Source organism: Nitrosospira multiformis ATCC 25196, from assembly GCF_000196355.1.
GTDB classification, from domain to species: Bacteria; Pseudomonadota; Gammaproteobacteria; order Burkholderiales; family Nitrosomonadaceae; genus Nitrosospira; species Nitrosospira multiformis.
Map to the genome: position 1 here is coordinate 2,810,943 of NC_007614.1, position 25,772 is coordinate 2,836,714.

Consider the following 25,772-nt stretch of genomic DNA (forward strand, 5'->3'; position numbering starts at 1 on the left):
CATAATGATTCGAGAAGAACAGGTCTACCTTCCATGCTTTCACTCCATGATCTTCTTCACCGGCAGGTTCCTCGAGTTCCGGTAACGAAGCTGCTGGTGTCGACCAACCTGCTGATCTTTGTAGCCATGCTTGCCAGCGGAGCAGGCTTGTGGCACTCATCCAATGGCGTACAACTCGCCTGGGGCGCCAACTTCGGTCCCGCTACCCAGGATGGGGAGTGGTGGCGCCTCGGGACCGCCATGTTCCTTCATTTTGGCCTGGTCCATCTCACCTTGAACCTCTGGGCGCTCTGGGATGCAGGCCAACTGGTTGAGCGCATGTACGGGCACGCGCGCTTTACCGCCCTCTACTTTGCCAGCGGTCTTGCCGGCAATCTGCTCTCGCTGGTTGCCCATAAAGGCTTGGCCATTTCCGGCGGCGCTTCGGGCGCCATTTTCGGCCTATATGGCGCCCTGCTGGTATTTCTCTGGCGCGAGCGCGGCAGGCTGCATCCCCACGAGTTCCGATGGTTTTTCTGGGGCGCCACGGCTTTTGCAATTGTCAGCCTTGGGCTGGGCCTCGCAATTACCGGTATCGATAACGCTGCTCATATCGGCGGTTTCGTGACCGGTCTGCTCGGCGGAATAGTATTTGCAAACCCAAGGATGAACGAAAAGCCTTCTCATGTATTCAGCAGCCGCCTTTCCGCTATAAGCATTCTTGCACTGGCCGTCTTCATGCTGATCGTTCGGATTCCCCCTCCCGCCTATAAGTGGAGCGAGGAAGTATTGGCGCGCAAGGAAATCGGCAATTTTCTGCGCGATGACCGGGCGATCACCCAGGCTTGGCAGCATATACTCGATGAGGCCAGGCGAGGAGGAATCTCCTTTGACGAACTGGCGGGGCAAATCGATACTGCGGTGGGTAATCCCTATGAAGAAAGCTTCGAGCAGCTTTCGGAACTTCCCCCTGATCCCGCATTGCCTTCTGCCGCTACGGTAGAAATGCTGCGAGACTACGCCGAACGCCGGAGGGATGCGTCCCGCGCCCTTGCGGAAGGTCTGCGCACTCACAATCCCGCGCAAATCCGCCACGCGCTGGAAATGGCGAGGGAGCCGCTCCAGCTGCCCAAGCTCTCCCCGCCAACCCCGTCCGCCCTACCCCGCTGACGCCGCCCGATCCCGCATTTCGCGGAGATATCTTCTCTGGTTATCCTCCCGGCCATTTGTCATGCAACTCGTCTGGCACGTCCTTTCTTGACATGCGCAGCTTATAGACTAAGGTTAAAAGAATAAACAAAATTCAAAGTCAGCAGTTATCCCATTCAGTCTCGTAAAGAAGGAAACATCCTCAAGGGCCGGGAATAAATTAACAACAGCAGCGTGCTGCCCAGCTCGGAGGCGGTCATCAGCCCGCAGTCCGAAGCCGGTTTTCGCCCATTGTTCGAGGGTACGGATAAAACCTTCAAGGAATGGTACCTTGCCGGCCCGGGAGGTGGAGGCATGCTTCATTTGAATGGTGAAATGGTAAGTTACGGGAGGGGCGGACTGAGGCTTTTTTATTACGCCAAGGAAGTCTTCAGCGATTTTACATTGCGCCTCCAGTTCCGTATCTTCGACACCGCGAACCATAACAGTAGCGTCTTCATTCGCTTCCCGCGTCCGACACTTGAACTTGCGGATGCGCTCAAAACCCGTATCCCGAATGAACCGTTCTTCGATGCAGGCAATGCGGCCTGGAGGCCAGTCGTAGCGGGCTTTGAGGTTCAGATCGATGACAACGCGCGCGGCGACTCGGGTAAGGATTTCCATGGAATCAAGCCTGAGCCTGATGGCCTGTTCAAAAACCGGACGGGTGCCATATACAAGATTCAAGCCGGCGATCGCGTCTGGCACCTGAACTTCAACGAGCCTGCCGTACAGAATTACACCCCCGGGCCCGCGCTTGTTCCGGGTGTCTGGTTCGAATACGAGATCGAGGTACATGGCAATAACTATACGGTTTTTCTAACCAATATCCAGACCGGCGTACGACAGCAGACCACCTCATTTGCCAATACCGATGGAGAGCGTGGTGGGGCCCCAGGCTTCATCGGGATACAGGTATATCCAGGCAGTACCCTCGCCTGGCGACATATACGCATCAAGACACCTTGAAAGCATTGTGCAAGGCTCCAATGGTCTTGACTGGCAGAATCAACACGGGAGGAAATCACAACCGATTCCTTCCGGAGATCAAGGGCAGAAAAATTCCCCAATCCGGTTCAAGCCGATTTCCAGGAGAACTGAGGTGTTGAGGTACTTCTGATGAACTGTCCCGCCTTTTCCAACTGGAGTCCAAGAGGAATAATTAACAGAGCTATCTTTCAGCGGACTTCACAAGCCACCCATTCAAGGAGGAGGAATCACGATGTCTTATCCAGGGCTTCTTAGGCATTGTCTTATTGCTGCTTCATTGACGCTCGTCGTCGCAATCACTCACGCCGCGGACACCCGAGCCATCCTGAATACGGCCGAGATCGAGCGGTTGACAGGGCTCAAGGGAACGTACTCCAAGGAGGAAAACGTTTTCAAAGTGTCCAAGCCACGCACTGACGTAAAGATACAGGTAGATAAATGGCCAATGCCGCCTTTCATGGGCTTGGGCTCATGGGCTGGCTTTGCTCCTGCACAGGATGACCAGGTCGTAATGATGGGCGATACCGTGCTGTTCGAGGATGAGGTCAATCCTGCGATAAGCGCGGCTTTCGAGGCGGGGCTGGAAGTAACTGGCTTGCACAATCATTTTTTCTTTGATGAACCCAAGGTGTATTTCATGCACATCGGTGGCAGGGGAAGCGCTGCTGAACTTTCGGCCGGGGTAAAGAAGATTTATGACAAGGTCGCTGAAATCCGCGCTGTCCAGCCTGTTCCCTCTTCACGGTTTCCCAAGACAATCCCGCAGGAGAACAAGATTTCCCCTCAGCCTCTGGAACAAATCCTGGACATGAAAGGAACTTCGAAAGATGGCATGTTTAAAGTTGTCATCGGCCGCCCCGCCACCATTCATGGGGTATCAGTGGGAAAAGAAATGGGTATAAACACATGGGCGGCCTTTGCGGGCAGCGATAGCGAGGCAGTGGTGGATGGGGATTTCGTCATGCTCCCCGATGAAATGCAGACTGTCTTGAGAACAATGCGAGAAGGCGACATAAATATTGTAGCAATTCATCAACACATGACGCATGAGCAGCCCCATCACTTATTCATGCACTACTGGGGCAAAGGCAATGCAGCCGATCTGGCAAAAACCATCAGGAAAGCCCTGGATGCACAGGCGCATCACAAATAACCGGCAAAAGGCAATCTACGCGTCACTTTGTTTGCCCGTGCGGGTTTTAGTGACTTTGAAATGATCCGGCAACCACTTTATGCCGGATAGTACCTGCTCCGCCTGCCGCACCAGGTCGCCTTTCTTGAGTCCATTCATGCTCCGTGCATGTTCGGGCGAAACCGCTTGCGCCACAATCGCAAGGAGCCGGTCTTTGCTGACGTGGGACAAATAGCTCTCCCCTGTCGCTTCCCACCAGTCGGCCATGTCCAGATTCAAGGCGGTCATGAGTGCAGTTACATCCTGTGGCGGTGTGCTTTCCCGTTCCGACACCGTATTGACCGAAACCGCCGTGCAGAAAGCCAGCAGATCCAGAAGGTCTTGCTGCGACTGCTCCAGTAGCCACCCAAACAGGGTCATGCCGCCCCGCCCTGCCGCATCGATACGCTTCTGCCATTGCCGGCGCTTTTTTGCAAGTGCGGTCGCTGCCTTGCTCTGCTCAATACCCTCCGCATCCGGCTTGACACGGGTTTCCTCGATGCTGATCTGCAGGACAGGATTTGACGCGGAATCATTTGAGAAAATCTGTACCGCCATCCGGTGCACGAGGGCGGCGAGCGCAACTTCCGGCCGGTTCGTCATGGCTGCCTGCACGGCGGCCGTGCGATGCACGGTCAGCATGCGGGTCAGCTTCTCCGAATGGACCGGCTTCTCGCCACCGGCTCCTTCAATCGCTGCCGCTTCCCGCTCCCCTGACTCTCCCGGTTCATTTTGTTCCCTCGATTCCCTTGGTTCTTTTGATTCCTTTGATTCCTTCGGTTGCTTCCTCATGTCCTCCTTGCGGATGAGGCCCCGCTCGATACGGAGCTTGCCTTCGTGGTCGACGGTGGCAATGGCTCCTGCAATTGCAAGATCGTCCGGATAAATTTCCTCCAGCGATTCGGCAAGCTTCGTCAGTTCGTCCCGAATGCGCTCCGCTTTTTTCTTTTTCTCTATTGATTTGTAGAGTTCTCCTGTGCTGCCCCGCTCCTCATCGGATCCATCATATCCGGCCTCGATGGCTTCCAGTTCCGCTTCCAGCGCATCCATCCTGGCCTGCTCCGCCGAAGTCGGCTCGCGTCTGACTATCCGCATCTGCGAGAATTCGGCCCTGTCTGAATAGTCGAAGGTGGTGCGAACCTGTACCCACGCATATCCTTTCTCCTTCAGCGGCTCGACCGCCTGATTGAGTTTCTCCAGGGCAAGCGACTCGAGCAATTCAGCATCCTGCATATAACCGTCGTCCTCCTCCCCGAAAAGATCACGACGTATCACGCCTCCTGCGGCCTCGTATTCCTCTACTCCGACGAATCTGGCAAGCGGGCTCGTCCTTATGTTGATCTCGGTTTCGGTGATGAGCCGCCGGAAGGTTGCGCCGTTGCGCTGGTATTCCGGCGTGTTGTCCCAGAGCCGCTCCTGCAATTCGTGGTCGTCGGTGAGCGCCAAGGCTGTTATCTGCTCGAAGCTCATCCTGTCTTCGGCATACAGCGCGAAAATCCTGGGGGAGACCTTGGTCAGCTTGAGGTAACGCCTGACGGTCAGCGGAGAGACGCCAAAGCGCGGGGCAATCTCATCCAGCGCAAATCCCGCATCTATCAGGCTGCGATAGGCCATAACGAGATCGGCAGGATGCATGTGCTCCCGCCCACTGTTCTCGGACAGGCTTATTTCCAGCGCCTCTTTGTGCTCGACCACCCGGCAATCCACCTCATGGTCTTTCGACAGGCGCCTATCGGCTACCAGCAGGTTCAAGGCGGCCAGCCTGCGGCCGCCGGCAATCACTTCATACTTGCCGCTTTTCCTGCCCTTTTTCTGCTGCACGGTAACGACCAGGTTGTGGATCAATCCCTGCGAAGCGATCAGAGCGGCCAATTCTTCGATGCCGGTTCCCTGCTTCTTGCGAACATTCAGGGGGGAGATGACAAGTTTTTTTATCGGAATGCGGACAAGACCGGTTTCGATGGTTTCCATCATGGTTCTCCTAGGAATGCTTAATAAAACGGAAAAGAAAAGCCGGTGGTATCAGTGTTATCAAGCACTGGCTCGGCATTAATGAGCTTCGGCAAAAGGAATGCCATCACGCCGTGACCCGCTTCCGTAATAATCCAGAACGTATTATCCCTGAATCCTTCCGTGTTCCCGAAATGGTTTTATCTTATCCTCTTTGGCACGCCCCTTTCGACAGTCGTGCAAAGTTATGTTGATGATGCCGCCATTTATCTGAGTCCGAGTCCCCGAAATATCGAGGCGCGCCAGAAAATTCGCTAGAAGAGCCTGAACATCGCATCGTGGCAACGAAACGCTACGACCGGATCATTATCATTGCCCATAGCCTCGGGAGCATGATCGGATACGATATTCTAAATTTCGCTGGGCAGCGTCATAATAAGGAGATTCGCGCCGGGATCAGCGCGAAATGGCTAAAAGAGAGATACCCGACTGCAAGGCGACTGCTATTGAGCATGCCAAAACCTCAGCGATTTCTTGACACTCGGCAATCCGCTAGCGCACGGCGCCATGCGGCTGGGCGAAAGACCCCGAGGACTTCAAGCGGCGTGTCGAGGAACATGAGCCTCCCCTCTGCCCACCCGAATTGGACTCGAACGGGAAATTCTCTTTGAGCAATAAAGGTAAGGACGGACAGGACCGGCAGCAGAAAGCAGTTGGGCTAAACCAGGTGGCAGGGTTCGCTGCCGTAAACCGGACGAACCTCTATTTATGAAACAACAAAAACTATCGCTGCGCTATCTTTGCTGGGGTGGGGGGCATCCCCTGTTGGACTCAGCAGGCCACTGCCATCCAGAATGCATGCACGCCTTTGGAAATACAAGACATCAATAATTTGATACTTTGTGCAGAAGAGGCTTTGGTAACAGGTGGGGCGAGTGATTTCAGGGAAATATGAGATTCAACGCGCAACAGCCCCAACCAATGCTCTGGATAACAGCGCGTACATCCCGGGCCAGGAGGGGCTGGCATGCCAATATTTTCCACGACCCGGATTTACGATCACCGCAAGACTCGAGCAGAGGATAGCCTGACATTCAGGGTGAGTTACTGAAAACCAGCCTTATCCTGTATCCTTGGTTGTAGTTCACATTGCCGGGCTTTGGCGGTCGGATGCGGCATGGTTTTCATCAAGTTTCGATGCCATTTGACGATGCAAAGCGGCTTCTTTCATGTCGGCTGCGACGGTCTGCTCGTGACGACGTATTAATGCTGCAGTATGCGATTGCAGGTCCTGAGCCTGCCTGCCATAAAGATAGCTTTTATTCTTATATTGCTCCAGCAACTCCTTTTCTTCCTTCACTTTTGCCTGCATTTGCATAGCGGCATTTTCATAATATTTCGCTACAGCCTCATGATCGCCCGGAGTCGTGGCTTTCTGGATAGCTGCACGAATCTCAGGGGTGTCAATGGGCTCAGCTGCAATCGTCAACGAGTTCGTCGAACTCAGCAGGACTGCTATCGATAACACTGCGAAGATATTTCCTGATCTTGTCTTCATGATAGTAATGAACCCAAACAGGATGAAAGTGAGCTTATCCTATCTCAGTCAACACGCTGCGTATATTGGGGAAACTCTGGTTTTATACTAAGGGAAACCCTTAGAGTGACAAACGTGCCTCAAGGCGCAGTTTCTAATGAAATCCGCTTTTTCATGGCATCACCAGCTCTTTTTCTGACTCGGCTTATACCCTTCAGGTAAGCCTTTCGGCCACTTCTTGAGCAAGGCCTCTTGTTTTCCGAATCTTCGTCCATGCCAACTCGGCGCAAGCCGGATTGGCCTCCTTCACTTTCCCCGATTCCTTGGCAGATTTATGCCATGCATATACAAAAATGCATAAGAATCATCCTTGTATATTTATATATCATTTAGAATGAACTTTATTTTATGAATGATACTCTAACAAGTACCTGTAAAAAAACAGGTATGACTAATTCATTTAAATAGGAGGATATGACATTGGAGACTTATCGCAAGATAATCGGACAAGGTTCGTATTCAATCTGATTATCTTTTTCTACCAGCCAAATTTGACTGAATCCTTGAGCTGGTAGTTTTTGTTCTTAATTTGGATACCCCATTGGGGTTCTTGATTATTTGCAAAAGGAGTTAGCGATGTCTGCAATTACACCTGAGACCATTGCAGTTGGTCATAAGAGGGAGAGCAGTGCGAGCAGTGCAGCGTACGACATGTCGGAATGGTATGACTCCAGGTTCTACAAGCTGGGTCTGCTGCCGATACTGGGAATGGCGGTTTTCTGGGTCTGGTTTCAACGCACCTATGCCTATTCCCACGGGATGGACTCCATGGAGCCGGAGTTCGAGCAAATCTGGATGGGGCTGTGGCGTTTCCAGATGATGCTCTGGCCAACCCTCGCCCTGATCGTCTGGGGCTGGATATGGAAGACGCGCGATACCCAGGAGCAACTCGCAAGCCTTGCGGTGAAAAAGGAAATCAAGCGGTACTTCTATTTCCTCATGTGGCTTGGTGTGTACATGTTCGCCGTCTACTGGGGATCGAGCTTCTTCACCGAACAGGATGCTTCCTGGCATCAGGTGATCATCCGTGACACGAGCTTTACACCCAGCCATATACCGCTGTTCTATGGGGCGTTCCCGATGTACATCATCATGGGCGTGTCGACTTTCCTGTATGCAAGTACGCGCTTGCCGCTCTACAACAAGGGAACTTCGTTTCCGCTGCTGATGGCCATCGCAGGTCCGCTGATGAGCCTTCCGAACGTGGGCCTCAATGAGTGGGGGCACGCCTTCTGGTTCATGGAGGAACTCTTCAGCGCACCGCTGCACTGGGGCTTCGTGGTGCTGGCCTGGGCAGCCCTGTTCTCCGGCGGCATTGCCGTCCAGGTGATCGCACGGTTCTCCAACCTCATGGACGTGCAGTGGAACAGGCAAAGCCGGGTAATCCTGGATAACGTTGTCTAAAGAACCAGCCTTCAAGTCCAGATCGTAACAGCGTGGTACACCCCATCCGCTTTCACAGGGATGGGGTTTTTGGCAAAAACAGCATCACCGGAAAGTCTCTGGCGCTTCTCTTCCAGTCCTCCTCCAGGGAAATCACCTCTACACCTCTCGCCGTCATGCCCGGCTTTTTACCCCGGATTGCCTCAGTTTCCGTGAACATCATCTTCCGCATATAGGCGCCAAAGTCCTGAAAATGACAGCCTCAAAAACTCCAAAAATACCTTTTGACACCTGTCGGAAAATATAGGACTATTGCGCCTTGGACACTAGAGATAGTTGAACACACTCTCATGCACTACTATATATAGTAGTCCACAGGTTTTCCACAGCATTTCCACAACACCTAAAATATCAGGCTTTGCCCAGGGATTCGGTACATTTCCCTTACAAATGAGGAGCATCCAGTCATGCAGCTTTCCACAGATCAAACACCCCGGCCGGCAATGGCAGGCTACGAGTTTTCTTCGAACCCTTCCGGCCACGATCCGCGCTATTCCCAATACAAGATCATTCGCCGCAATGGCTCAGTGGCCGGATTCGAACCGAACAAAATCTCCATTGCCATGACGAAAGCGTTTCTCGCAGTCGAGGGCAGCCAGGGGGCTGCTTCGGCCAGGGTACGCGAAGTGGTGGCGCGCCTGACCGAAGATGTGGTGAACGCCTTGATGCGCCGCCAGCCCTCGGGTGGAACCTTTCATATCGAGGATATCCAGGATCAGGTGGAACTGGCATTGATGCGCTCGGGCGAGCATGATGTGGCGCGGGCCTATGTGCTGTACCGCGAGGATCGCGCGCGCAAGCGGGCGCAGCAAAAGGAAGCGGGTGCAGCGGAGGCGGCCGGCAGCGTCCTGAACGTGCTCGAGGACGGGCGCAGGGTTCCGCTCGATACCGCGAGACTGTTGGCGCTGATCGGCTCCTGCTGCGAAGGTCTGGGTGAGGGGGTCGATCCTGCGCTGATACTTAAAGCCACGCTCAAGGATTTATATGATGGAGTGCCGATGGAGGAAGTAAGGAAATCGGTAATCCTGTCAGCACGGGCGTTGCTGGAAAAAGAGCCGGCCTACAGCTACGTCACGGCGCGACTGCTGCTGCACTCGCTCCGCTTCGAGGTGCTGGGCGAGGAAATCGTACAAAGGGAAATGGCCGGGCGCTATATGGAATATTTCCCGGCCTTCATAAAGCGCGGAATCGAAGCCGAACTGCTGGATGAGCGGCTGGCGCAGTTTGACTTGCCCAGGCTGGCACAAGCCCTCCATGCGGAGCGCGATCTCAAATTTGGCTATCTCGGTTTGCAAACCTTGTATGACCGTTATTTTCTGCATATACAGGAGCGCCGCATCGAGTTGCCGCAGGCATTTTTCATGCGGGTGGCGATGGGGCTTGCATTGAACGAAATCGATCGTGAAGCACGGGCGATAGAGTTCTACCATGTGCTGTCCAACTTTGATTTCATGAGTTCCACACCCACCCTGTTTAATTCCGGCACACGCCGCTCGCAGCTGTCTTCATGCTATCTCACGACAGTGCCGGACGACCTGGATGGGATTTACGAGGGAATCAAGGAAAACGCGCTGCTTGCCAAGTATGCCGGAGGACTGGGTAATGATTGGACGCGTGTGCGGGCGATGGGATCGCATATCAAGGGCACCAACGGCAAGTCCCAGGGCGTAGTCCCCTTTCTCAAGGTAGTATCCGACACGGCCGTGGCGGTAAACCAGGGCGGCAAACGCAAAGGCGCCGTTTGTGCCTACCTCGAATCCTGGCATTTGGATATCGAGGAGTTTCTGGAACTGCGCAAGAATACCGGGGACGATCGCCGGCGCACGCATGACATGAACACGGCCACATGGGTTCCCGACCTGTTCATGAAACGGGTAATGGAAGGGGGCGAATGGACGCTCTTTTCGCCTTCCGACGTGCCCGATCTGCACGAAAAGTATGGCAAGGCATTTGAGCAGGCTTATCTCGCCTACGAGGATAAAGTCGCGCGCGGCGAACTCGACCTGTACAAGACGATACCCGCGGTGCAGTTATGGCGCAAAATGCTGAGCATGCTGTTTGAAACCGGGCACCCATGGATCACCTTCAAGGATGCCTGCAATATCCGCTCGCCGCAAAACCATATAGGGGTGGTGCACAGTTCCAATCTCTGCACCGAGATAACGCTGAATACCAATGATCAGGAAATCGCGGTATGCAACCTTGGTTCGATCAATCTGGCAGCCCACATCGATGATGGCGGGAAGCTGGATGCCGACAAGCTCAAGCGTACTGTCAGCCTCGCCATGCGCATGCTCGACAATGTGATCGATATCAATTTCTATGCCGTGGCCAAGGCGCGCAACTCCAATCTCAGGCACCGGCCGGTCGGGCTGGGTATCATGGGTTTCCAGGATTGCCTGCACAGGATGCGCATTCCCTACGCTTCGGACGAAGCAGTGGAATTTGCGGACCGTACCATGGAAGCGATGGCCTACCATGCCTACTGGGCCTCGACCGAACTGGCCGAAGAGCGGGGACGTTATGCTTCCTATCGCGGCAGTCTGTGGGACCGCGGCATTCTGCCCCAGGATACGCTCGACCTGCTGCAGGAAGAACGCGGCGGATACATCGAGGCGGACAGATCATCGACGCTGGACTGGGAAGCGCTGCGCGAACGCATCAGAAACCATGGCATGCGTAACTCCAACTGCCTCGCAATAGCGCCCACCGCGACCATTTCGAACATTGTCGGCGTTTCAGCCAGCATCGAGCCAACCTTCAAGAATCTTTACGTCAAATCCAATTTGTCGGGAGAATTCACCATTGCCAACCAGTACTTGGTAAGCGACCTGAAAAAGCTTGGGCTATGGGACGAGGTCATGATTTCTGATATCAAGTATTTCGATGGCGCCCTGGGCAAGATAGACCGCGTACCGACCGAACTTCGCAAGCTTTATGCCACTGCCTTCGAGGTGGAACCCCAGTGGTTGATCGAGGCGGCAGCGCGCCGGCAGAAATGGATAGATCAGTCCCAGTCCCTGAATATCTATATTGCGAGCGTCTCCGGCAAAAAGCTGGATGAAACCTACAAACTGGCCTGGGTGCGTGGCTTGAAGACGACCTATTATCTGCGCTCGCTCGGAGCAACGTCAGCAGAAAAATCTACAGTCCAGGCTGGCTCTTTGAATGCGGTGCCCGCAGAAGGAAGTCTGCCAGCCATGGGTGCGGCGGCAGTGCCGGCGACAGACGTATCGTTCTGTTCCGTCGATGATCCGGAATGTGAATCATGCCAATAACAATTAAAATGTAATGTTAGGAGAAAGATATGTTGATATTCGAGGATGAAATCATGCCATCGGCGCCGCGGAGAAACGGCGAGCCGGGATTGCTTGACGGAACCCGCGCGGGCCCTGAAGCAGCGAGCCGCCTTGACGGCACGAACGGGACGGAGGCAGAAGGTGGCGTGAGCGATGTGACTGGGTCGCATGGAGGGAATGGCATGGGAGAAAAGGACTATTCCGCAGAGGACATCCATCGGCGCGTGTCGGTGGAAGACAAGCGCATCATCAATTGCAAGGCGGATGTCAACCAACTGGTGCCTTTCAAGTACAAATGGGCGTGGGAGAAGTATCTGGCGGCCTGCGCCAACCATTGGATGCCTCAGGAAATCAACATGAGCCGCGATATCGCTCTCTGGAAAGATCCGAACGGACTGACCGAGGATGAGCGGCGGATAGTCAAGCGCAACCTGGGCTTCTTCGTTACCGCGGATTCGCTCGCGGCCAACAACATCGTGCTCGGCACTTACCGGCACGTCACCAATCCGGAATGCCGCCAGTACCTGTTACGGCAAGCCTTTGAAGAGGCGATTCATACGCATGCCTATCAGTACATCGTCGAATCGCTGGGGCTGGACGAAGGCGAGATTTTCAACGCCTATCACGAAGTGAGATCCATCCGCGAGAAGGATGAATTCCTGATTCCCTTTATCGATACGCTCACTGATCCATCATTCAGGACGGGCACGCTCGAAGCGGATCAGAAGTTGCTTAAAAGCCTGATCGTATTCGCCTGCATCATGGAAGGCCTGTTCTTTTATGTAGGTTTCATACAGATCCTGGCGCTCGGAAGGCAGAACAAGATGACGGGCTCGGCCGAGCAGTATCAATACATTCTGCGGGATGAATCCATGCACTGCAATTTCGGCATCGATGTCGTGAATCAGATCAAAATGGAAAACCCGCATTTGTGGACGAAAGAATTTCGCAGCGAAATCAGTGCGCTGATGCAAAAAGCGGTGGAACTGGAATACCGTTATGCCGAGGACACCATGCCGCGAGGCGTTCTGGGATTGAACGCGCCCATGTTCAAGGAATACCTGCGCTATATCGCCAACCGCCGCTGCCAGCAGATAGGTCTGGATATTCTCTATCCGGGAGCGAGCAACCCCTTCCCCTGGATGTCTGAAATGATCGATCTGAAAAAGGAAAAGAACTTTTTTGAAACACGCGTTACCGAGTATCAGACTGGCGGTGTGCTGAACTGGGACTAAACAACTAGAATACTAGAATAATAATGAGGGACAGCAGGCGCGTCACGAAGGGTCTGCCTGCCTCACTCCCCGCTTTAAGCAACTCTTCGCATTTCGGATTTTTGCATCGTCTGGCAGCCCGCCTCGATTCCGCGGGCTCTGCCATCAATACATTTTCCCTGCGTCGATTATAATCATTTACGCTGGTAAAATTTTAAGGACGAGGTTAACATTGGCCTTCATTCGAATCTCTACCTGATGGAGGTGGTAATGGCTCGTACAATTCCACAAGGGTCCCGCGACTACGACACCACGCGCGTTGTTGAACGACCCGATGGTTTTTATTGGCATGACGAAAAAGAGGGTGACAGGGTATTCGGTCCCTTCCCCACCTTACTTGAAGCCATCCAGGATATGGAGTACAACGCCGACTCGGACTATGAACCGGGGGAGACTCTGGAGCAGGCCGAGGACGAGCTCGGCATATCCGACTGGATCGATCCTGAAACCGGCCAACCCGGCGAAGAATCCTTCCGGCTCGAAAACTGATCAGTATCCCCCTGATCCGGCACGTTTCATCGCACCATGTTCCGGCGATTGGACGTGCTCTTCTTCAGAATAAGTACGAATAAATCTTCTCCAGGTCGGTTTTCAATCTCTGCACCCGGATTTCCGTGCGTGCAGGGCAAGCATGCGGTCTTTCCGCAGTCTCCCCTTCCGGCTGCTTTTATTTCCTGCCTTCACCGGCGAATGTGCGTGCCCGGGTATCTCTTCTTGGATATTTCTTATATGGCCGCCTGTCTTTCCTTGATCCAAGGCTGATATGAATTACCGTGATGAACGGGATACCATGGGCTCAATACAGGTGCCCGCGCACGCGCTGTGGGGCGCGCAGACCCAGCGCTCCTTGCAGAATTTCAGAATTTCAGGCGAACGCATGCCGCCTGCGCTGCTTCACGCGCTGGCACTCGTGAAGCGGGCGGCAGCTGCCATAAACCGTGATCTGGGGGTTCTGGATGACGGGCGCGCTACCGCCATCATCCAGGCTGCGGATGAGGTGATCGCAGGCGATCATGATGCAGAGTTTCCGCTGGTCGTGTGGCAGACCGGCTCGGGCACCCAGACCAACATGAATATGAACGAAGTGCTGGCAAATCGCGCTTCTGAACTGCTGGGAGGCGGAAGAGGAGGGGATTGCAGGATCCATCCCAACGACGATGTAAACAAGGGGCAGTCATCCAATGACGTGTTTCCCTCTGCCATGCATGTGGCGGCCGCCTGCTCCCTCAATCATCAGTTGAAGCCTGGCATTGCCGCGTTGCGGCATACGCTGGCCGCCAAAGCGGAGGCATTTTCAGGCATTGTCAAAATCGGCCGCACCCATTTGCAGGATGCTACTCCCCTCACCTTGGGGCAGGAATTCTCGGGGTATGTTTCCCAACTGGACCACGGGTTGGGGCATGTCGACGCCGCGCTTCCGCATGTATATGAACTGGCTCTGGGAGGGACGGCGGTGGGTACCGGATTGAATGCCCACCCTGAGTTTGCGGTGCGGATCGCAGCGGAATTGGCAAGATTGACGGGCCTGCCTTTTGTGACAGCTCCCAACAAGTTTGAAGCCCTCGCTGCCAACGATGCGCTCGTCCATGCGCACGGTGCGCTCAAGACCCTGGCAGCCTCGCTCATGAAGATCGCCAATGATATCCGCTGGCTTGCGTCGGGCCCGCGCTGCGGAATCGGCGAACTGAAAATTCCTGAAAACGAGCCGGGCAGTTCCATCATGCCCGGCAAAGTCAATCCGACACAGTCAGAGGCGCTTACCATGCTGTGCTGCCAGGTAATGGGCAATGATGTCGCCATCAATATGGGTGGCGCAATGGGGAATTTTGAGCTCAACGTCATGAAACCGCTTATCATTCACAATTTCCTGCAAAGCGTGCGCCTGCTCGCGGATGGTATGATAAGCTTCAACGAGCATTGCGCGATCGGAATCACCGCAAACATCGATCGCATAGATGAATTGCTGCGCAAATCGCTGATGCTGGTGACTGCACTCGCGCCCCACATCGGCTACGACAAGGCGTCTGAAATCGCGAAGAAAGCGCATCGCGAAGGCACTACACTGGAACAGGCAGCCGTTGCAACCGGCTATATTACCGTCGATCAATTTCAGGATTGGGTAAGACCGGAAGACATGATTCACCCGCAATGATGCTTGGGTTGAATAAATGTTGCTGCTCCTGCGGCTTCTGCCGCCAGGGTGAATGAGCTTGCTCCCGTCATCCTCACGGGTACCGAAAGTGGGCCTCGTCCTGACTGGAGGAGGGGCCCGTGCCGCCTATCAGGTGGGTGTTCTGCAGGCTATCGCGGCGATGCTGCCCAAGAGAACGCGCACCCCCTTTCCCGTAATTTGCGGTACATCCGCCGGCGCATTCAATGCCGCGGTTCTCGCCATCTCGGCCCGGAACTTTCAGGAGGGTGTGCGACGCCTGTCGGGGGTATGGGAAAACGCGCACGTCAACCAGGCCTACCGGACAGACCCTCTAGGCGTATACGCAAATGCAATACGCTGGCTCGCATCTCTCCTGTTTGGAAGCGTGAAAAACCAGGGCGCGACCTCCCTGCTCGACAACTCGCCACTTGCGCAACTGCTGGAAAACAGCCTGCCGCTTCAAAGCATTCAGAAGAGTATCGATACCGGCGCCTTGCATGCTCTCGGCATTACCGCCTGGGGCTATACCAGCGGACAATCGGTGACGTTCTATCAGGGTGCGGACAGCATACGGTCGTGGAAGCGGGAACGCCGCATCGGTGTCGCCGTTCCTATCGAAATTGAGCATCTGCTGGCCTCTTCCGCCATTCCGCTTCTTTTTCCAGCCGTGCGGCTGAACCGCGAGTACTTCGGAGACGGTTCAATGCGCCAGCTTGCGCCGTTGAGTCCCGCGCTGCATCTCGGGGCAGACCGTGTGCTGGTGATTGGCGTGCGCAAGATAGAGGAAACACAGCCCGAGCGTGTCAAGGTAGACACCTATCCCACGCTCGCGCAGATCGGCGGTCATATCATGAGCAGTATTTTTCTCGATAACCTTTATGTCGACTTGGAACGGTTGCAGCGCATCAATCGGACCCTACGCATGATTCCCGAAGAAAAAATGAGAAATCACGACATGCCGCTGCGCCAGATTCAACATATGGTCATTTCCCCCAGCGTTGAATTCACTGAAATCGCGCAGCAGCACGCTGCAACCCTGCCGCATACTATCCGGCTTTTTTACCGGGCCATCGGGGCAATGAGACGCGACGGCTCGTCTCTCCTGAGCTATGTTCTGTTTGAAGAACCCTTCTGCCGCGCACTCATCGATCTCGGCTATCAGGATACGCTGCCGCGCAAAGCCGAACTCTTGCGGTTTCTCAATGCAGCGCCAATCAATGGGCCGACGCAAGCAGATTTATCCGACGCTGGTATAATCCGCAATCCAGTTCCGGGGATAGGCTGAACAGCCTGGTCGCCTCACCCGATTCCCTATTTTTCAGAGACTTCTTATGGACCTTGCCAGTCCGCAATTCTGGATAGCCGTACTCCAGATTATTACCATTGATATCGTTCTGGGAGGCGATAACGCGGTGGTTATCGCGCTTGCATGCCGGCGGCTTCCCGAAAAGCAGCGAAATCTCGGCATTTTCTGGGGAGTGTTCGGCGCCATTGCGCTGCGGGTCGTGCTGATCTACTTCGCCTTCACCTTGATGGCAATTCCATTCCTGAAAATCGTGGCGGCTCTGCTGCTATTATGGATCGGCATCAAGTTGCTTCAACCCGAACCGGAAGGGAACGGACATGAGATCAGCGCAAGCGCAACCTTGCTGGGCGCGATTAAAACCATCATTGTCGCCGATGCCATGATGAGCCTGGATAATGTGATTGCCATTGCCGGCGCCGCCCGGGACAGTGTCATCCTGGTGGTCTTTGGCCTGGTGGTGAGTGTGCCCATCATCGTTTGGGGCAGCAAGCTGGTAATGAGACTCATGGAAAAATTTCCCGTCACTATCTTCATCGGTGCGGGCCTGCTTGGCTGGATCGCGGGACACATGAGCATTACCGACGCGGTCAGCAGGGAATGGGTAAATAACAACGCGGCCTTTCTGCACTGGGTTGCACCCGCGGCAGGCGCTCTGCTGATCGTGACCATCGGGAAATGGCTTGCCGACAAGGCCGGGGCAAGAAGAGCCGCGATCGTCGACCTGATGGACGATATAAACGATAAACCGCGTTCGTAGGCGCAAATTAACTGTTATGAGGGAGAAAACATGCTGAAACTCCTGTTGCCGGTAGATGGTTCAGCGGCATCGGACAACGCAGTCGGAAAGTTCATCAAACTGGTTCCTTCATACAGGGAAGCACCCGAAATACATTTGCTGAACGTGCAATTCCCCTTGCGCGGCAACGTGCCGATGTTCATAGACAAGAAGAGCATAGATCTGTATTACCAGGAAGAAGGTACGAAAGAACTGTCATCGGCGCGAGCATTGCTCGATCAGGCCGGGATCGGCTACCGGTTCCATGTCTCTTCAGGACATCCGCCCAACATCATTCTGCGTTATGCGGAAGAAATGAATTTCGATCAGATCGTGCTTGGCCCGCGTGGACTTGGAACGGTGAAAGGAATATTGCTGGGTTCGGTTGCCAGCAAGGTCATACAGCTTTCGACAATACCGGTGCTCCTGATCAAATAGGATGGCGGATATCAGGGAATAGTGATGCGTTTAACCAAGAAGGAGTTTTTTAGCATGAAGCAGGATCAGAAGGGCCTAACCTTGATCGAGTCAATGATGGTAGTTGCCCTCATTGGCATCCTGGCGACGATCGCTATTCCACCTGCATTTCGGCTCTATGAGGACTCCCAGGCCCGCGCCCAGGTAACCGAAGCGCTCGATCTTCTCGGCCGCGTTAAATCTCCTGTTGCCGCGTTTTATTCGGATAAGGGAAGATGGCCTACCTCCGAAGAGTTCGACAATCTGGTGCCCGCACGGACCGGCAAGTATGTCGCGAGCCTCACGCCGGAATCCCGCGAAAAAGGTTTTGAGGTAATAGCAAAATTCAGGAATACCGGGGTGAGTCCGGCCCTGGTGACGGAGGGATCCGGCAGAACACTGGTTCTGGCGACAGCAAACGGCAAGGAATGGTTCTGCAATGATAATACCGATCCTGTCTCCGGGATTCCCGACCTTGTCCCGGGTAATGTCCTGCCCCAGCACCGGCCGTCATCCTGCAAATAGGAGGAAGCGCGAAAAAGAGGATTTGCGGTCCACTTCGTCCGCCTCGACCACTGTGGGCGCTTCGGCACTCATCAGGGGTTACAAACCTGGTTCAATAATTCCTGTAAGGTCGATTCGCTCCCATTTACAGTCCCGGTTTACCTCCTGCAATTACGCTGTGAGGGCGCGGTAAGGATGCTTCGATCGCCAGAAGCTGAGCATTGCTTTCCTGTCAGATTCACCCCCGTTAGTCTTTTCGAATTAGGGATCGCGGGGCCTACACTTTTGACATTCAGCCCGATTGGCGGTTATCGTGAAGAGCAGTCAAAGCTGCTGCTGGAAAATCATGTCATGGAGCATTGACCCCAACTTTCCAATGCATATAATCGTCGAATAGTCGTGCTCCATTTTAGGGCAGAGCCATACTTTTCGGGCTCACTACACTCCCACTTCTCTGAGCACTGGCATAACCGGCCAAGCTCACTCCGGAACCTGCAAGAAAAAGAAAAAAGTGATACACCCACGTTTTGGCACGTTTCTATAGCAACAAGATAACCGGAAAAATACATGAACGAATTTAGCGATCAAATATCTGCATACTTTTCTCACGTACCCATGCGGCCCCTGGTTTTGCTGGGAGCGGGAATCGTAGTGGCCGGTATTTATGAGATTTTCACCCGTAAACGGCGGACAGAGGCCGCTGAAGAATTCCGCTCGGCCATTTTATCCACCCTCTCGGGTCTGTATCCCGAACCTACCAACTGGCCGAGAAGTATCGATACTTATCTGCGGGCACGCCTCCCGGTGATGCATGAAATTATCGAGGACTTCAGGTCGAATGTGCGGCAGCAGGATATCCCGGCGTATAACAGGGATTGGGATAATTACCAGGAGTTCTGCCGCAATGAGATTACCGATGACAAATGTATTGCTGCGGAAACGAACCCGGGCAGGGAATCAGATCCGAAAAAAACTTTTCACCAGCTTGTCTCAAACCTTTTGCGTCATGCGGACTGAGGTCTGGACAATAATTTGTAAGGAACGGCCAGCGAGATTCCGAATACGATATGGGTAGCCAAGGTGATCCAGTCCCGTGCTACCGAGAACCAGGGAAAAATGAGGGTCATTCCGTACATATTCGTTACATAGATGATCAACCCGAAGATAACGCCTGCCAGCATGGAAACCAACATGCCAGGCCGGGAAATGAGGGGCGCCAGAATCAGGCCATAGGCAATGGAGAGCATGAAATGAATAAAGGTTGCGACGATCATGACTTTCCACTCGAATGTGGCAGGTGGCGGGAGGACAGAGGACCCCATCAGCATTGCCGCAGTCAGCCGGGCATCCCGGTAAAAAATGGAGGGGAGTGCGTCAGTGAATACCCACCAGAGAACAAGCTGAGCACCGGTGGCAACGACACCAGCGATGATTCCCGCAGCAACTGCCGCGCCAGGATTGATGGACATTTACGGTAGTGAGAAAAGGTTCTTTACAGCTTCACCGCTGAAACGTATTCGTTCTACAATAATAGTAAACTTTCCGGAGACTTGACCTTGAAGGTTCGGGGCCGGACAGTCCTTTTATGGGTGAACATGAAACGGACAAGCAGCCGCCAGCCCACTCCGGAATATAACCTCACGAGATGATAACCGCATAATCATTCACCTCATGCAAAGTGTCGACCTGACCCATCATTTCCTTATTGCCATGCCCGCCATGACAGATCCCTTCTTTGCGAAGACGCTGACCTATATCTGCGAGCATAGTGACCAAGGGGCATTGGGCCTGGTGGTGAACCGGCCGATCGATCTCACTTTGAAAGACCTGCTGGATCAGCTTGATATTTCTTCCGATGATCAATTGACACGAAGATTTCCAATCATGTTCGGCGGTCCGATACAACTCGACCGTGGCTTCGTCCTCCATCAACCCGTGGGTGAATGGCAATCGACTATGGCAGTGAATGACGATGTAGGACTTACCACCTCCCTCGACATTTTACGGGCGATAGCAAACGGCGAGAGTCCCCGGCAACTCCTGGTCGCGCTAGGCTATTCCGGATGGGCACCGGGCCAGATAGAGCACGAATTATCGCGAAACGCCTGGCTGACGGTGCCTGCCTCCCCGGCCATCATTTTTGAGTTACCGGCAGAAGAACGTTTGACGGCCGCGATGCGATTGCTTGGAGTGGACTTTTCGAGCCTGTCGGATGAAGTGGGTCATGCCTGAAGGTATCGCTCATTCGACGAGGGAGCAATACTCAGTCCATTACAGGCAGAGCTGACGGATTGGCAATACCGATATGGAGGAGGCTGAAAAAGCGAGTCAGCCACACGCCGGCACGGCATTGGCCTTCGATTTCGGCGAAAAACGAATCGGGGTCGCGATCGGGAACCTGGAATTGGGATTGGCCCATCCTCTTGTTACCCTATCCAACAAGAATAAGGAGGAATGCTTGAAAAGCATCGCTCGGCTAATGGATGAATGGAAACCAGTTTTACTGGTGGTTGGACTGCCGGTTCATGCGGATGGTACAGAGCACGAGCTTACCCGTCGAAGTCGCCGCTTCGCGCATCGTCTTCAGGCCCGGTTTGGTATTCGCACTGTCCTGGAGGATGAGCGTTATACTTCGATCAGCGCCAGTTCAGCACTGGACGAAGCGAGTGTCAGGGGCAGGAGGCAGAAACAGGTGCTGGATCAGATCGCGGCTCAGCTGATATTGCAATCTTATTTTGACCAACGAAATGCAACTACCTGAAGCGGAAGACCTGCTGGCTGTGCTGACTGCCCGGATACGGCAAGGCATTTCCGCTGATACCGCAGTCGTAGGAATTCATACCGGCGGAGTATGGCTTGCGGAAAGGCTGCACAGGGCTCTGCAACTGGCGCTTCCCCTGGGAGCGCTGGATGTCTCCTTCTATCGCGACGACTTTGGACAGATTGGTCTGCATCCTCAGATCAGACCTTCGGATATCCCGTTCAAAGTGGAAGGAAGCCACATCATTCTCGTCGATGATGTGCTTTATACGGGACGAACGATCCGCGCTGCCATCAACGAATTATTCGATTACGGGCGGCCGGCCAGCATTCGCCTGGCTGCCCTGATAGACAGGGGCGGAAGAGAGCTTCCCATTGCTGCACAGTACATTGGTGCAGCGCTGGATGTACCCCCTGCAAAAATGCTCGCGCTGGAAAAGAAAGCAGATGGAAAGCTGGGCCTGAGCCTGTACGACAAGCGCCCGGGCAATGAGTAATAATCCCCAGCTGAACAAAAGCGGTCAACTGCAGCATCTCTTGACTACCGAGGGACTGCCCGCCTCGATTCTCCTGAATATTCTCGATACTGCCGAACCGTTCGTCGGGGTCACGGAACGTGACGTCAAGAAAGTGCCGCTGTTGCGCGGAAAATCCATATTCAACCTGTTCTTCGAACCTAGTACGCGGACACGCACGACATTTGAAATTGCCGCAAAACGGTTGTCTGCCGATGTCATCAATCTCAACATTGCAGCCTCGTCCCAATCCAAAGGAGAGACACTGCTGGACACAGTGAACAATCTTTCCGCCATGCATGCCGATATGTTCGTGGTGAGGCATGCTCAGAGCGGCGCTGCACATCTCATTGCGCAGCATGTCCGCTCTGACATTCACGTCATCAATGCAGGGGATGGCCGGCACGCGCATCCCACGCAGGCCCTGCTCGACATGTTTACCATTCGTCGCTGCAAGCGCGACTTTCATAACCTGCGCGTCGCCATAGTGGGCGACATCCTTCATTCCCGGGTGGCCCGCTCGCAGATCCATGCGTTGACGACGCTCGGGGTACCGGAAGTACGTGTCATCGCACCCAAGACATTGCTGCCCGCCAAGGTCGAACGTCTGGGCGTGCATGTTTACCATGATATGGCGAAAGGACTGAAGGACGTCGATGTGCTCATGATGCTTCGTCTGCAAAACGAACGCATGCTCAGCGCGCGCCTTCCGAGCACCGAAGAATATTTCAAATATTACGGGCTCACTCCCGAAAAACTGGCGCTGGCGAAGCCGGATGCAATCGTTCTGCATCCCGGACCCATGAACCGTGGGGTTGAGATCGATTCGGTCGTAGCCGATGGGAAGCAATCTGTAATTTTGCCCCAGGTAACATTCGGCATCGCAGTGCGCATGGCGGTAATGTCCATTCTGGCCGGAAGCTGAAAGTCATGAACATCGCCATCCGCAATGGTCGCGTCATCGACCCGAAAAACAGCTTCGATCGCGTAACGGACATTTACATCCAGTCAGGCAAAATCGCCTCTCTCGGAGCCGTCCCGCCAGGCTTTGAGGCACGCCGGGAAATAAACGCGCAGGGATTGATCGTGTGTCCCGGGCTTGTGGATCTGTCGGCCCGGCTACGGGAACCCGGCCTGGAATACAAGGCGACGCTTGAATCGGAAATGGGAGCCGCGGTGGCGGGGGGTGTTACAAGCCTGGCATGTCCCCCCGATACCGATCCTGTGCTGGACGAACCCGGGCTGGTGGAAATGCTGAAGTATCGCGCAAGGAGCCGCAATCAGACGCGTGTGTATCCCATTGGAGCGCTTACCCGTGGATTGAGAGGGGAATGGCTGACGGAGATGGCTGAGCTGCACAGCGCGGGATGCGTTGCATTCGGCCAGTCGGACAGGCCGCTTCCCAACAACCGGGTGCTCATGCAGGCAATGCAGTATGCCTCCACCTTCGGGTTTTGCCTGTGGCTGCGTCCCCAGGATGTAAATCTCGCTGACGGCGGAGTTGCCCACGATGGGGAAGTGGCAACGCGCCTTGGGTTGGCCCCCATTCCCGTGTGCGCCGAAACTGTCGCCCTGTCCCACATCATCCTGATGGCAAAAGAAACGGGCGCCCGGGTGCACTTGTGCCGTATCTCCAGCGCGGAAGGTGTGACCATGACACGCGCCGCCCGCAAGCAGGGATTATCTATTACCTGCGACGTTGCGGCCAATCACGTCCACCTGTCTGAAATGGATATCGGTTTCTTCGATTCCAATTGTCATCTGGTGCCACCGTTGAGAAGTCTGGGAGACCGCGACGCCTTGCGCGCAGGACTGCTGGATGGCACTATAGATGCCATATGCTCCGACCACGCTCCCGTGGACGAGGATGCAAAGCTGCTGCCCTTTGCCGAGGCCGAGGCCGGCGCAACCGGCCTCGAATTACTCCTGCCGCTTACACTGAAATGGGCGGCGGAAACGAAGCTGCCCCTGGTAGTCGCACTATCGAAGATCACGAGGGAACCTGCCCGCATCCTTGGGGTGGAAGCCGGCCATCTCACGCCCGGGGGCAATGCCGATCTGTGCATTTTCGACCCTGATCATTACTGGACGATTGAAGCGCCGACACTCAAAAGCCAGGGCAAGAACACGCCATTCCTGGGCTGGGAACTGCAAGGCAAGGTAAAATATACGCTGATCAACGGAAACGTTGTTTACGTGGACTAGGGTCGCAACACGGCATGCATTTTCGAGTTCTCTTCTTTCAAACTGACTGAATTTCCATCAATGAACCCTTTGCTCGATTTTTCCGGATTGCCGCGCTTTGCCGAGATTCGTCCCGAACATATCACACCGGCTGTAAGTCAATTGCTGGGTGACAATCGCGCCCTCATTGGACGCGTACGGGAGGATACGGATGTGCCGACCTGGGACAACTTCGTTCAGCCCATGGCGGATGCCAACGAGCGGCTCTCCCGTGCATGGGGACAGGTATCCCATTTGAATGCGGTGGTAAACACGCCGGAACTGCGGGAGGCTTATAATGCCAACCTGCCTCTTGTCACGCAGTATTATGCGGAACTGGCCCAGGATCAGGTGCTATTCGAAAAATTCAAGGAATTGCGCGGCAGCAGGGAATTCGAAGGATTGAGTTCTGCGCGGAAAAAGGTCATCGAGAATGAGTTGCGGGACTTCCGGCTGGGCGGGGCAGAACTGCCCGCCGAGAAGAAAGCGCGTTTCCTCCAGATTCAGGAAGAGCTGTCAGCGCTGGGCTCACGCTTCAACGACAATCTTCTGGACGCCACCAACGCGTTTGTATTGCACGTGGAGGACGCCGGTGAGCTTTCCGGTATTCCCGATGACGTATTGCAAACAGCGAGAGAAGTTGCGGCAAGAGATAATGCAAGTGGCTGGAAGTTCACCTTGCACGCGCCTTCGTATCTGCCTCTTATGCAATACGCGGACAACAGGAAGCTGCGTGAAAAAATGTACCGCGCTTATTCAACCCGTGCCAGCGAACTGAACGCAGCCGCCCTTCCATCCGGGGATACAGGCAATCTGGATAATACCCCCCTCATTGCCCGAATACTTGAACTGCGCAAGGAAGAATCGCAGCTACTTGGATTCGAATGCTATGCCGAAGTATCACTGGCGACGAAGATGGCTTCGACTCCGGTCCAGGTGCTGGACTTTCTTGGCGAACTCGCCGACAAGGCCAGGCCGTATGCCGAACGCGACCTGAAGGAGTTGAGCCAGTTTGCGGCCGAGAAGCTGCAACTGGATACCCTCGAAGCGTGGGATCTGGCGTACGTCAGCGAAAAGCTGCGCCTGGAGCGTTATGCCTTCTCAGAACAGGAAGTAAAGCAGTATTTCCCGGAAACGAGCGTGCTGCCGGGTATGTTTGGTCTGGTAGAGAATCTTTACGGCATCAACATCACTCCGGTGGAAGCAACCACGGTTCAACTCTGGCATGCGGATGCCAAGCTGTTCAATATAGGCGACAGTGAGGGCAAGCTTCTCGGCCGGTTCTATCTCGATCTCTACGCCCGACCCGGCAAACGGGGAGGAGGGTGGATGGATGATGCGATCAGCCGACGCCGCTATGTTGGAGGTGCGGACAACCGGGAATACGCGGTGCAAGCGCCCGTCGCATACCTCAACTGTAACTTTTCCGGACCTGTCCCTCATGGAGAGAAAGTTCGCCCTGCCCTGTTCACTCATGATGAAGTCATTACTCTGTTTCATGAATTCGGACATGGCCTCCATCACCTGTTAACCCAGGTGGACGATCTCGGCGTATCCGGCATCCATGGCGTAGAATGGGATGCGGTTGAGTTGCCCAGCCAGTTCATGGAAAACTTCTGCTGGGAATGGGAGGTAATCAGCAGGATGGCAAGACATGTGGATACGGATGCATCCATGCCGCGTGAACTGTTCGACAAGATGCTGGCGGGGAAGAATTTCCAGAGCGGCCTGCAGATGCTCAGGCAGCTCGAGTTTGCACTGTTCGACATGCATTTGCATTTCGATTTCGATCCGTATGGCCAGAAAACCGCGCAGCAACTGCTCGATGAAGTCCGCGAGCAGGTTGCCGTCATCATTCCTCCCGCCTTCAACCGCTTTCCCAACAGTTTCTCGCATATCTTCGGCGGAGGCTATGCCGCCGGATATTACAGTTACAAATGGGCGGAAGTGTTGTCTGCGGATGCATACAGCATGTTCGAGGAAAACCCTGCGGGTACCGTAGTCGATTCCGAAACCGGACTACGCTTCTGGAAAGAAATCCTCGCGGTAGGGGGAAGCCGGCCGACACTGGAATCTTTTATTGCGTTCCGGGGACGCGGGCCAGAAATAAATGCGCTTCTGCGGCATAACGGCATGGCTCCAGCACCTGCATAACCCGCCGAGAAAAAAGGTAATGAAGCTTAAATCAAC

22 protein-coding genes are annotated in these 25,772 nt (G+C 54.4%); 19 read left to right on the forward strand and 3 right to left on the reverse strand.

Going from position 1 to position 25,772, the window contains the following annotated elements; translation table 11 throughout:
- Positions 1-33 precede the first annotated feature (33 nt).
- From NMUL_RS12850 to NMUL_RS12860, 3 genes are all read left to right on the forward strand, one after another.
- On the forward strand, positions 34-1,149 hold the full coding sequence (locus NMUL_RS12850; protein ID WP_011381750.1) for a rhomboid family intramembrane serine protease: 1,116 nt from the start codon (positions 34-36) through the stop codon (positions 1,147-1,149).
- Positions 1,150-1,362: 213 nt separating this feature from the next.
- A complete protein-coding gene (locus NMUL_RS12855; RefSeq protein ID WP_011381751.1) occupies positions 1,363-2,136 on the forward strand; it encodes a 3-keto-disaccharide hydrolase in 774 nt (257 codons plus the stop codon).
- A 253-nt stretch (positions 2,137-2,389) separates the two neighbouring features.
- The gene (locus tag NMUL_RS12860; protein ID WP_011381752.1) at positions 2,390-3,310 is read left to right on the forward strand and encodes a DUF1259 domain-containing protein; all 921 of its coding nucleotides are present in this window, start codon (positions 2,390-2,392) and stop codon (positions 3,308-3,310) included.
- Positions 3,311-3,325: 15 nt separating this feature from the next.
- Here NMUL_RS12860 and NMUL_RS12865 read toward each other — a convergent pair whose 3' ends face one another.
- Both NMUL_RS12865 and NMUL_RS12870 read right to left on the reverse strand, forming a co-directional pair.
- Positions 3,326-5,302: a ParB/RepB/Spo0J family partition protein gene (locus NMUL_RS12865; protein ID WP_011381753.1), complete on the reverse strand. Its 1,977-nt coding sequence runs from the start codon at positions 5,300-5,302 to the stop codon at positions 3,326-3,328.
- Between the two features lie 1,120 nt (positions 5,303-6,422).
- Positions 6,423-6,836: a hypothetical protein gene (locus NMUL_RS12870; protein ID WP_011381754.1), complete on the reverse strand. Its 414-nt coding sequence runs from the start codon at positions 6,834-6,836 to the stop codon at positions 6,423-6,425.
- A gap of 615 nt (positions 6,837-7,451) precedes the next feature.
- On the opposite strand from NMUL_RS12870, the gene NMUL_RS12875 reads away from it, so the two are divergent.
- The 10 genes from NMUL_RS12875 (at position 7,452) to NMUL_RS12920 (ending at position 19,101) form a co-directional block, all read left to right on the forward strand.
- Entirely contained in the window at positions 7,452-8,279 is an 828-nt protein-coding gene (locus NMUL_RS12875) for a methane monooxygenase/ammonia monooxygenase subunit C (protein WP_011381755.1), read from the forward strand.
- Positions 8,280-8,725: 446 nt separating this feature from the next.
- Positions 8,726-11,596, forward strand: coding sequence for a ribonucleoside-diphosphate reductase subunit alpha (locus NMUL_RS12880; RefSeq protein WP_011381756.1), 2,871 nt, complete (start codon positions 8,726-8,728; stop codon positions 11,594-11,596).
- A gap of 29 nt (positions 11,597-11,625) precedes the next feature.
- Positions 11,626-12,852, forward strand: coding sequence for a ribonucleotide-diphosphate reductase subunit beta (locus tag NMUL_RS12885; RefSeq protein ID WP_011381757.1), 1,227 nt, complete (start codon positions 11,626-11,628; stop codon positions 12,850-12,852).
- Positions 12,853-13,101: 249 nt separating this feature from the next.
- On the forward strand, positions 13,102-13,380 hold the full coding sequence (locus tag NMUL_RS12890; protein ID WP_041352620.1) for a hypothetical protein: 279 nt from the start codon (positions 13,102-13,104) through the stop codon (positions 13,378-13,380).
- Positions 13,381-13,654: 274 nt separating this feature from the next.
- Entirely contained in the window at positions 13,655-15,043 is a 1,389-nt protein-coding gene (fumC, locus tag NMUL_RS12895) for a class II fumarate hydratase (RefSeq protein ID WP_011381759.1), read from the forward strand.
- A gap of 52 nt (positions 15,044-15,095) precedes the next feature.
- Positions 15,096-16,328, forward strand: a complete 1,233-nt coding sequence (locus tag NMUL_RS12900) for a patatin-like phospholipase family protein (RefSeq protein ID WP_041352621.1) — start codon at positions 15,096-15,098, stop codon at positions 16,326-16,328.
- Positions 16,329-16,374: 46 nt separating this feature from the next.
- Complete coding sequence (locus tag NMUL_RS12905) at positions 16,375-17,106, forward strand: TerC family protein (RefSeq protein ID WP_011381761.1); 732 nt, start codon at positions 16,375-16,377, stop codon at positions 17,104-17,106.
- A 30-nt stretch (positions 17,107-17,136) separates the two neighbouring features.
- The gene (locus NMUL_RS12910; protein ID WP_011381762.1) at positions 17,137-17,562 is read left to right on the forward strand and encodes a universal stress protein; all 426 of its coding nucleotides are present in this window, start codon (positions 17,137-17,139) and stop codon (positions 17,560-17,562) included.
- 54 nt (positions 17,563-17,616) lie between these two features.
- On the forward strand, positions 17,617-18,105 hold the full coding sequence (locus NMUL_RS12915; RefSeq protein WP_041353294.1) for a pilin: 489 nt from the start codon (positions 17,617-17,619) through the stop codon (positions 18,103-18,105).
- A gap of 546 nt (positions 18,106-18,651) precedes the next feature.
- Complete coding sequence (locus NMUL_RS12920) at positions 18,652-19,101, forward strand: hypothetical protein (protein WP_011381764.1); 450 nt, start codon at positions 18,652-18,654, stop codon at positions 19,099-19,101.
- Here the strand turns inward: NMUL_RS12920 and NMUL_RS12925 are convergent.
- A complete protein-coding gene (locus tag NMUL_RS12925) occupies positions 19,089-19,553 on the reverse strand; it encodes a hypothetical protein (RefSeq protein ID WP_011381765.1) in 465 nt (154 codons plus the stop codon). The two genes, NMUL_RS12920 and NMUL_RS12925, sit on opposite strands and share 13 nt — an antisense overlap.
- A 202-nt stretch (positions 19,554-19,755) precedes the next feature.
- Between NMUL_RS12925 and NMUL_RS12930 the strand changes: the two genes are divergently transcribed.
- From NMUL_RS12930 to NMUL_RS12955, 6 genes are all read left to right on the forward strand, one after another.
- Positions 19,756-20,316: a YqgE/AlgH family protein gene (locus tag NMUL_RS12930; protein ID WP_011381766.1), complete on the forward strand. Its 561-nt coding sequence runs from the start codon at positions 19,756-19,758 to the stop codon at positions 20,314-20,316.
- Positions 20,317-20,389: 73 nt separating this feature from the next.
- The gene (gene ruvX, locus NMUL_RS12935) at positions 20,390-20,845 is read left to right on the forward strand and encodes a Holliday junction resolvase RuvX (protein WP_011381767.1); all 456 of its coding nucleotides are present in this window, start codon (positions 20,390-20,392) and stop codon (positions 20,843-20,845) included.
- Positions 20,832-21,341, forward strand: a complete 510-nt coding sequence (gene pyrR, locus NMUL_RS12940) for a bifunctional pyr operon transcriptional regulator/uracil phosphoribosyltransferase PyrR (protein WP_011381768.1) — start codon at positions 20,832-20,834, stop codon at positions 21,339-21,341. Before ruvX ends, pyrR begins: the two co-directional genes overlap by 14 nt.
- Complete coding sequence (locus NMUL_RS12945; RefSeq protein ID WP_011381769.1) at positions 21,334-22,284, forward strand: aspartate carbamoyltransferase catalytic subunit; 951 nt, start codon at positions 21,334-21,336, stop codon at positions 22,282-22,284. The genes pyrR and NMUL_RS12945 overlap by 8 nt, the downstream gene beginning before the upstream one ends.
- Before the next feature lie 5 nt (positions 22,285-22,289).
- The gene (locus NMUL_RS12950; RefSeq protein WP_011381770.1) at positions 22,290-23,564 is read left to right on the forward strand and encodes a dihydroorotase; all 1,275 of its coding nucleotides are present in this window, start codon (positions 22,290-22,292) and stop codon (positions 23,562-23,564) included.
- A 60-nt stretch (positions 23,565-23,624) separates the two neighbouring features.
- Positions 23,625-25,736, forward strand: a complete 2,112-nt coding sequence (locus NMUL_RS12955; RefSeq protein ID WP_011381771.1) for a M3 family metallopeptidase — start codon at positions 23,625-23,627, stop codon at positions 25,734-25,736.
- Positions 25,737-25,772 lie beyond the last annotated feature (36 nt).

Excerpts from the sequence above, each read along its gene's own strand:
- NMUL_RS12920 (WP_011381764.1), top strand. The coding sequence starts at position 18,652 with ATGAACGAATTTAGCGATCAAATATCTGCATACTTTTCTCACGTACCC.
- NMUL_RS12955 (WP_011381771.1), top strand. The coding sequence starts at position 23,625 with ATGAACCCTTTGCTCGATTTTTCCGGATTGCCGCGCTTTGCCGAGATT.
- ruvX (WP_011381767.1), top strand. The coding sequence starts at position 20,390 with ATGGAGGAGGCTGAAAAAGCGAGTCAGCCACACGCCGGCACGGCATTG.
- NMUL_RS12900 (WP_041352621.1), top strand. The coding sequence starts at position 15,096 with ATGAGCTTGCTCCCGTCATCCTCACGGGTACCGAAAGTGGGCCTCGTC.
- NMUL_RS12890 (WP_041352620.1), top strand. The coding sequence starts at position 13,102 with ATGGCTCGTACAATTCCACAAGGGTCCCGCGACTACGACACCACGCGC.
- NMUL_RS12880 (WP_011381756.1), top strand. The coding sequence starts at position 8,726 with ATGCAGCTTTCCACAGATCAAACACCCCGGCCGGCAATGGCAGGCTAC.
- NMUL_RS12950 (WP_011381770.1), top strand. The coding sequence starts at position 22,290 with ATGAACATCGCCATCCGCAATGGTCGCGTCATCGACCCGAAAAACAGC.
- NMUL_RS12860 (WP_011381752.1), top strand. The coding sequence starts at position 2,390 with ATGTCTTATCCAGGGCTTCTTAGGCATTGTCTTATTGCTGCTTCATTG.
- NMUL_RS12910 (WP_011381762.1), top strand. The coding sequence starts at position 17,137 with ATGCTGAAACTCCTGTTGCCGGTAGATGGTTCAGCGGCATCGGACAAC.
- NMUL_RS12930 (WP_011381766.1), top strand. The coding sequence starts at position 19,756 with ATGCAAAGTGTCGACCTGACCCATCATTTCCTTATTGCCATGCCCGCC.
- NMUL_RS12875 (WP_011381755.1), top strand. The coding sequence starts at position 7,452 with ATGTCTGCAATTACACCTGAGACCATTGCAGTTGGTCATAAGAGGGAG.
- NMUL_RS12885 (WP_011381757.1), top strand. The coding sequence starts at position 11,626 with ATGTTGATATTCGAGGATGAAATCATGCCATCGGCGCCGCGGAGAAAC.
- NMUL_RS12905 (WP_011381761.1), top strand. The coding sequence starts at position 16,375 with ATGGACCTTGCCAGTCCGCAATTCTGGATAGCCGTACTCCAGATTATT.
- NMUL_RS12925 (WP_011381765.1), bottom strand. The coding sequence starts at position 19,553 with ATGTCCATCAATCCTGGCGCGGCAGTTGCTGCGGGAATCATCGCTGGT.
- NMUL_RS12865 (WP_011381753.1), bottom strand. The coding sequence starts at position 5,302 with ATGATGGAAACCATCGAAACCGGTCTTGTCCGCATTCCGATAAAAAAA.
- NMUL_RS12870 (WP_011381754.1), bottom strand. The coding sequence starts at position 6,836 with ATGAAGACAAGATCAGGAAATATCTTCGCAGTGTTATCGATAGCAGTC.
- NMUL_RS12850 (WP_011381750.1), top strand. The coding sequence starts at position 34 with ATGCTTTCACTCCATGATCTTCTTCACCGGCAGGTTCCTCGAGTTCCG.
- pyrR (WP_011381768.1), top strand. The coding sequence starts at position 20,832 with ATGCAACTACCTGAAGCGGAAGACCTGCTGGCTGTGCTGACTGCCCGG.
- NMUL_RS12945 (WP_011381769.1), top strand. The coding sequence starts at position 21,334 with ATGAGTAATAATCCCCAGCTGAACAAAAGCGGTCAACTGCAGCATCTC.
- fumC (WP_011381759.1), top strand. The coding sequence starts at position 13,655 with ATGAATTACCGTGATGAACGGGATACCATGGGCTCAATACAGGTGCCC.
- NMUL_RS12915 (WP_041353294.1), top strand. The coding sequence starts at position 17,617 with ATGAAGCAGGATCAGAAGGGCCTAACCTTGATCGAGTCAATGATGGTA.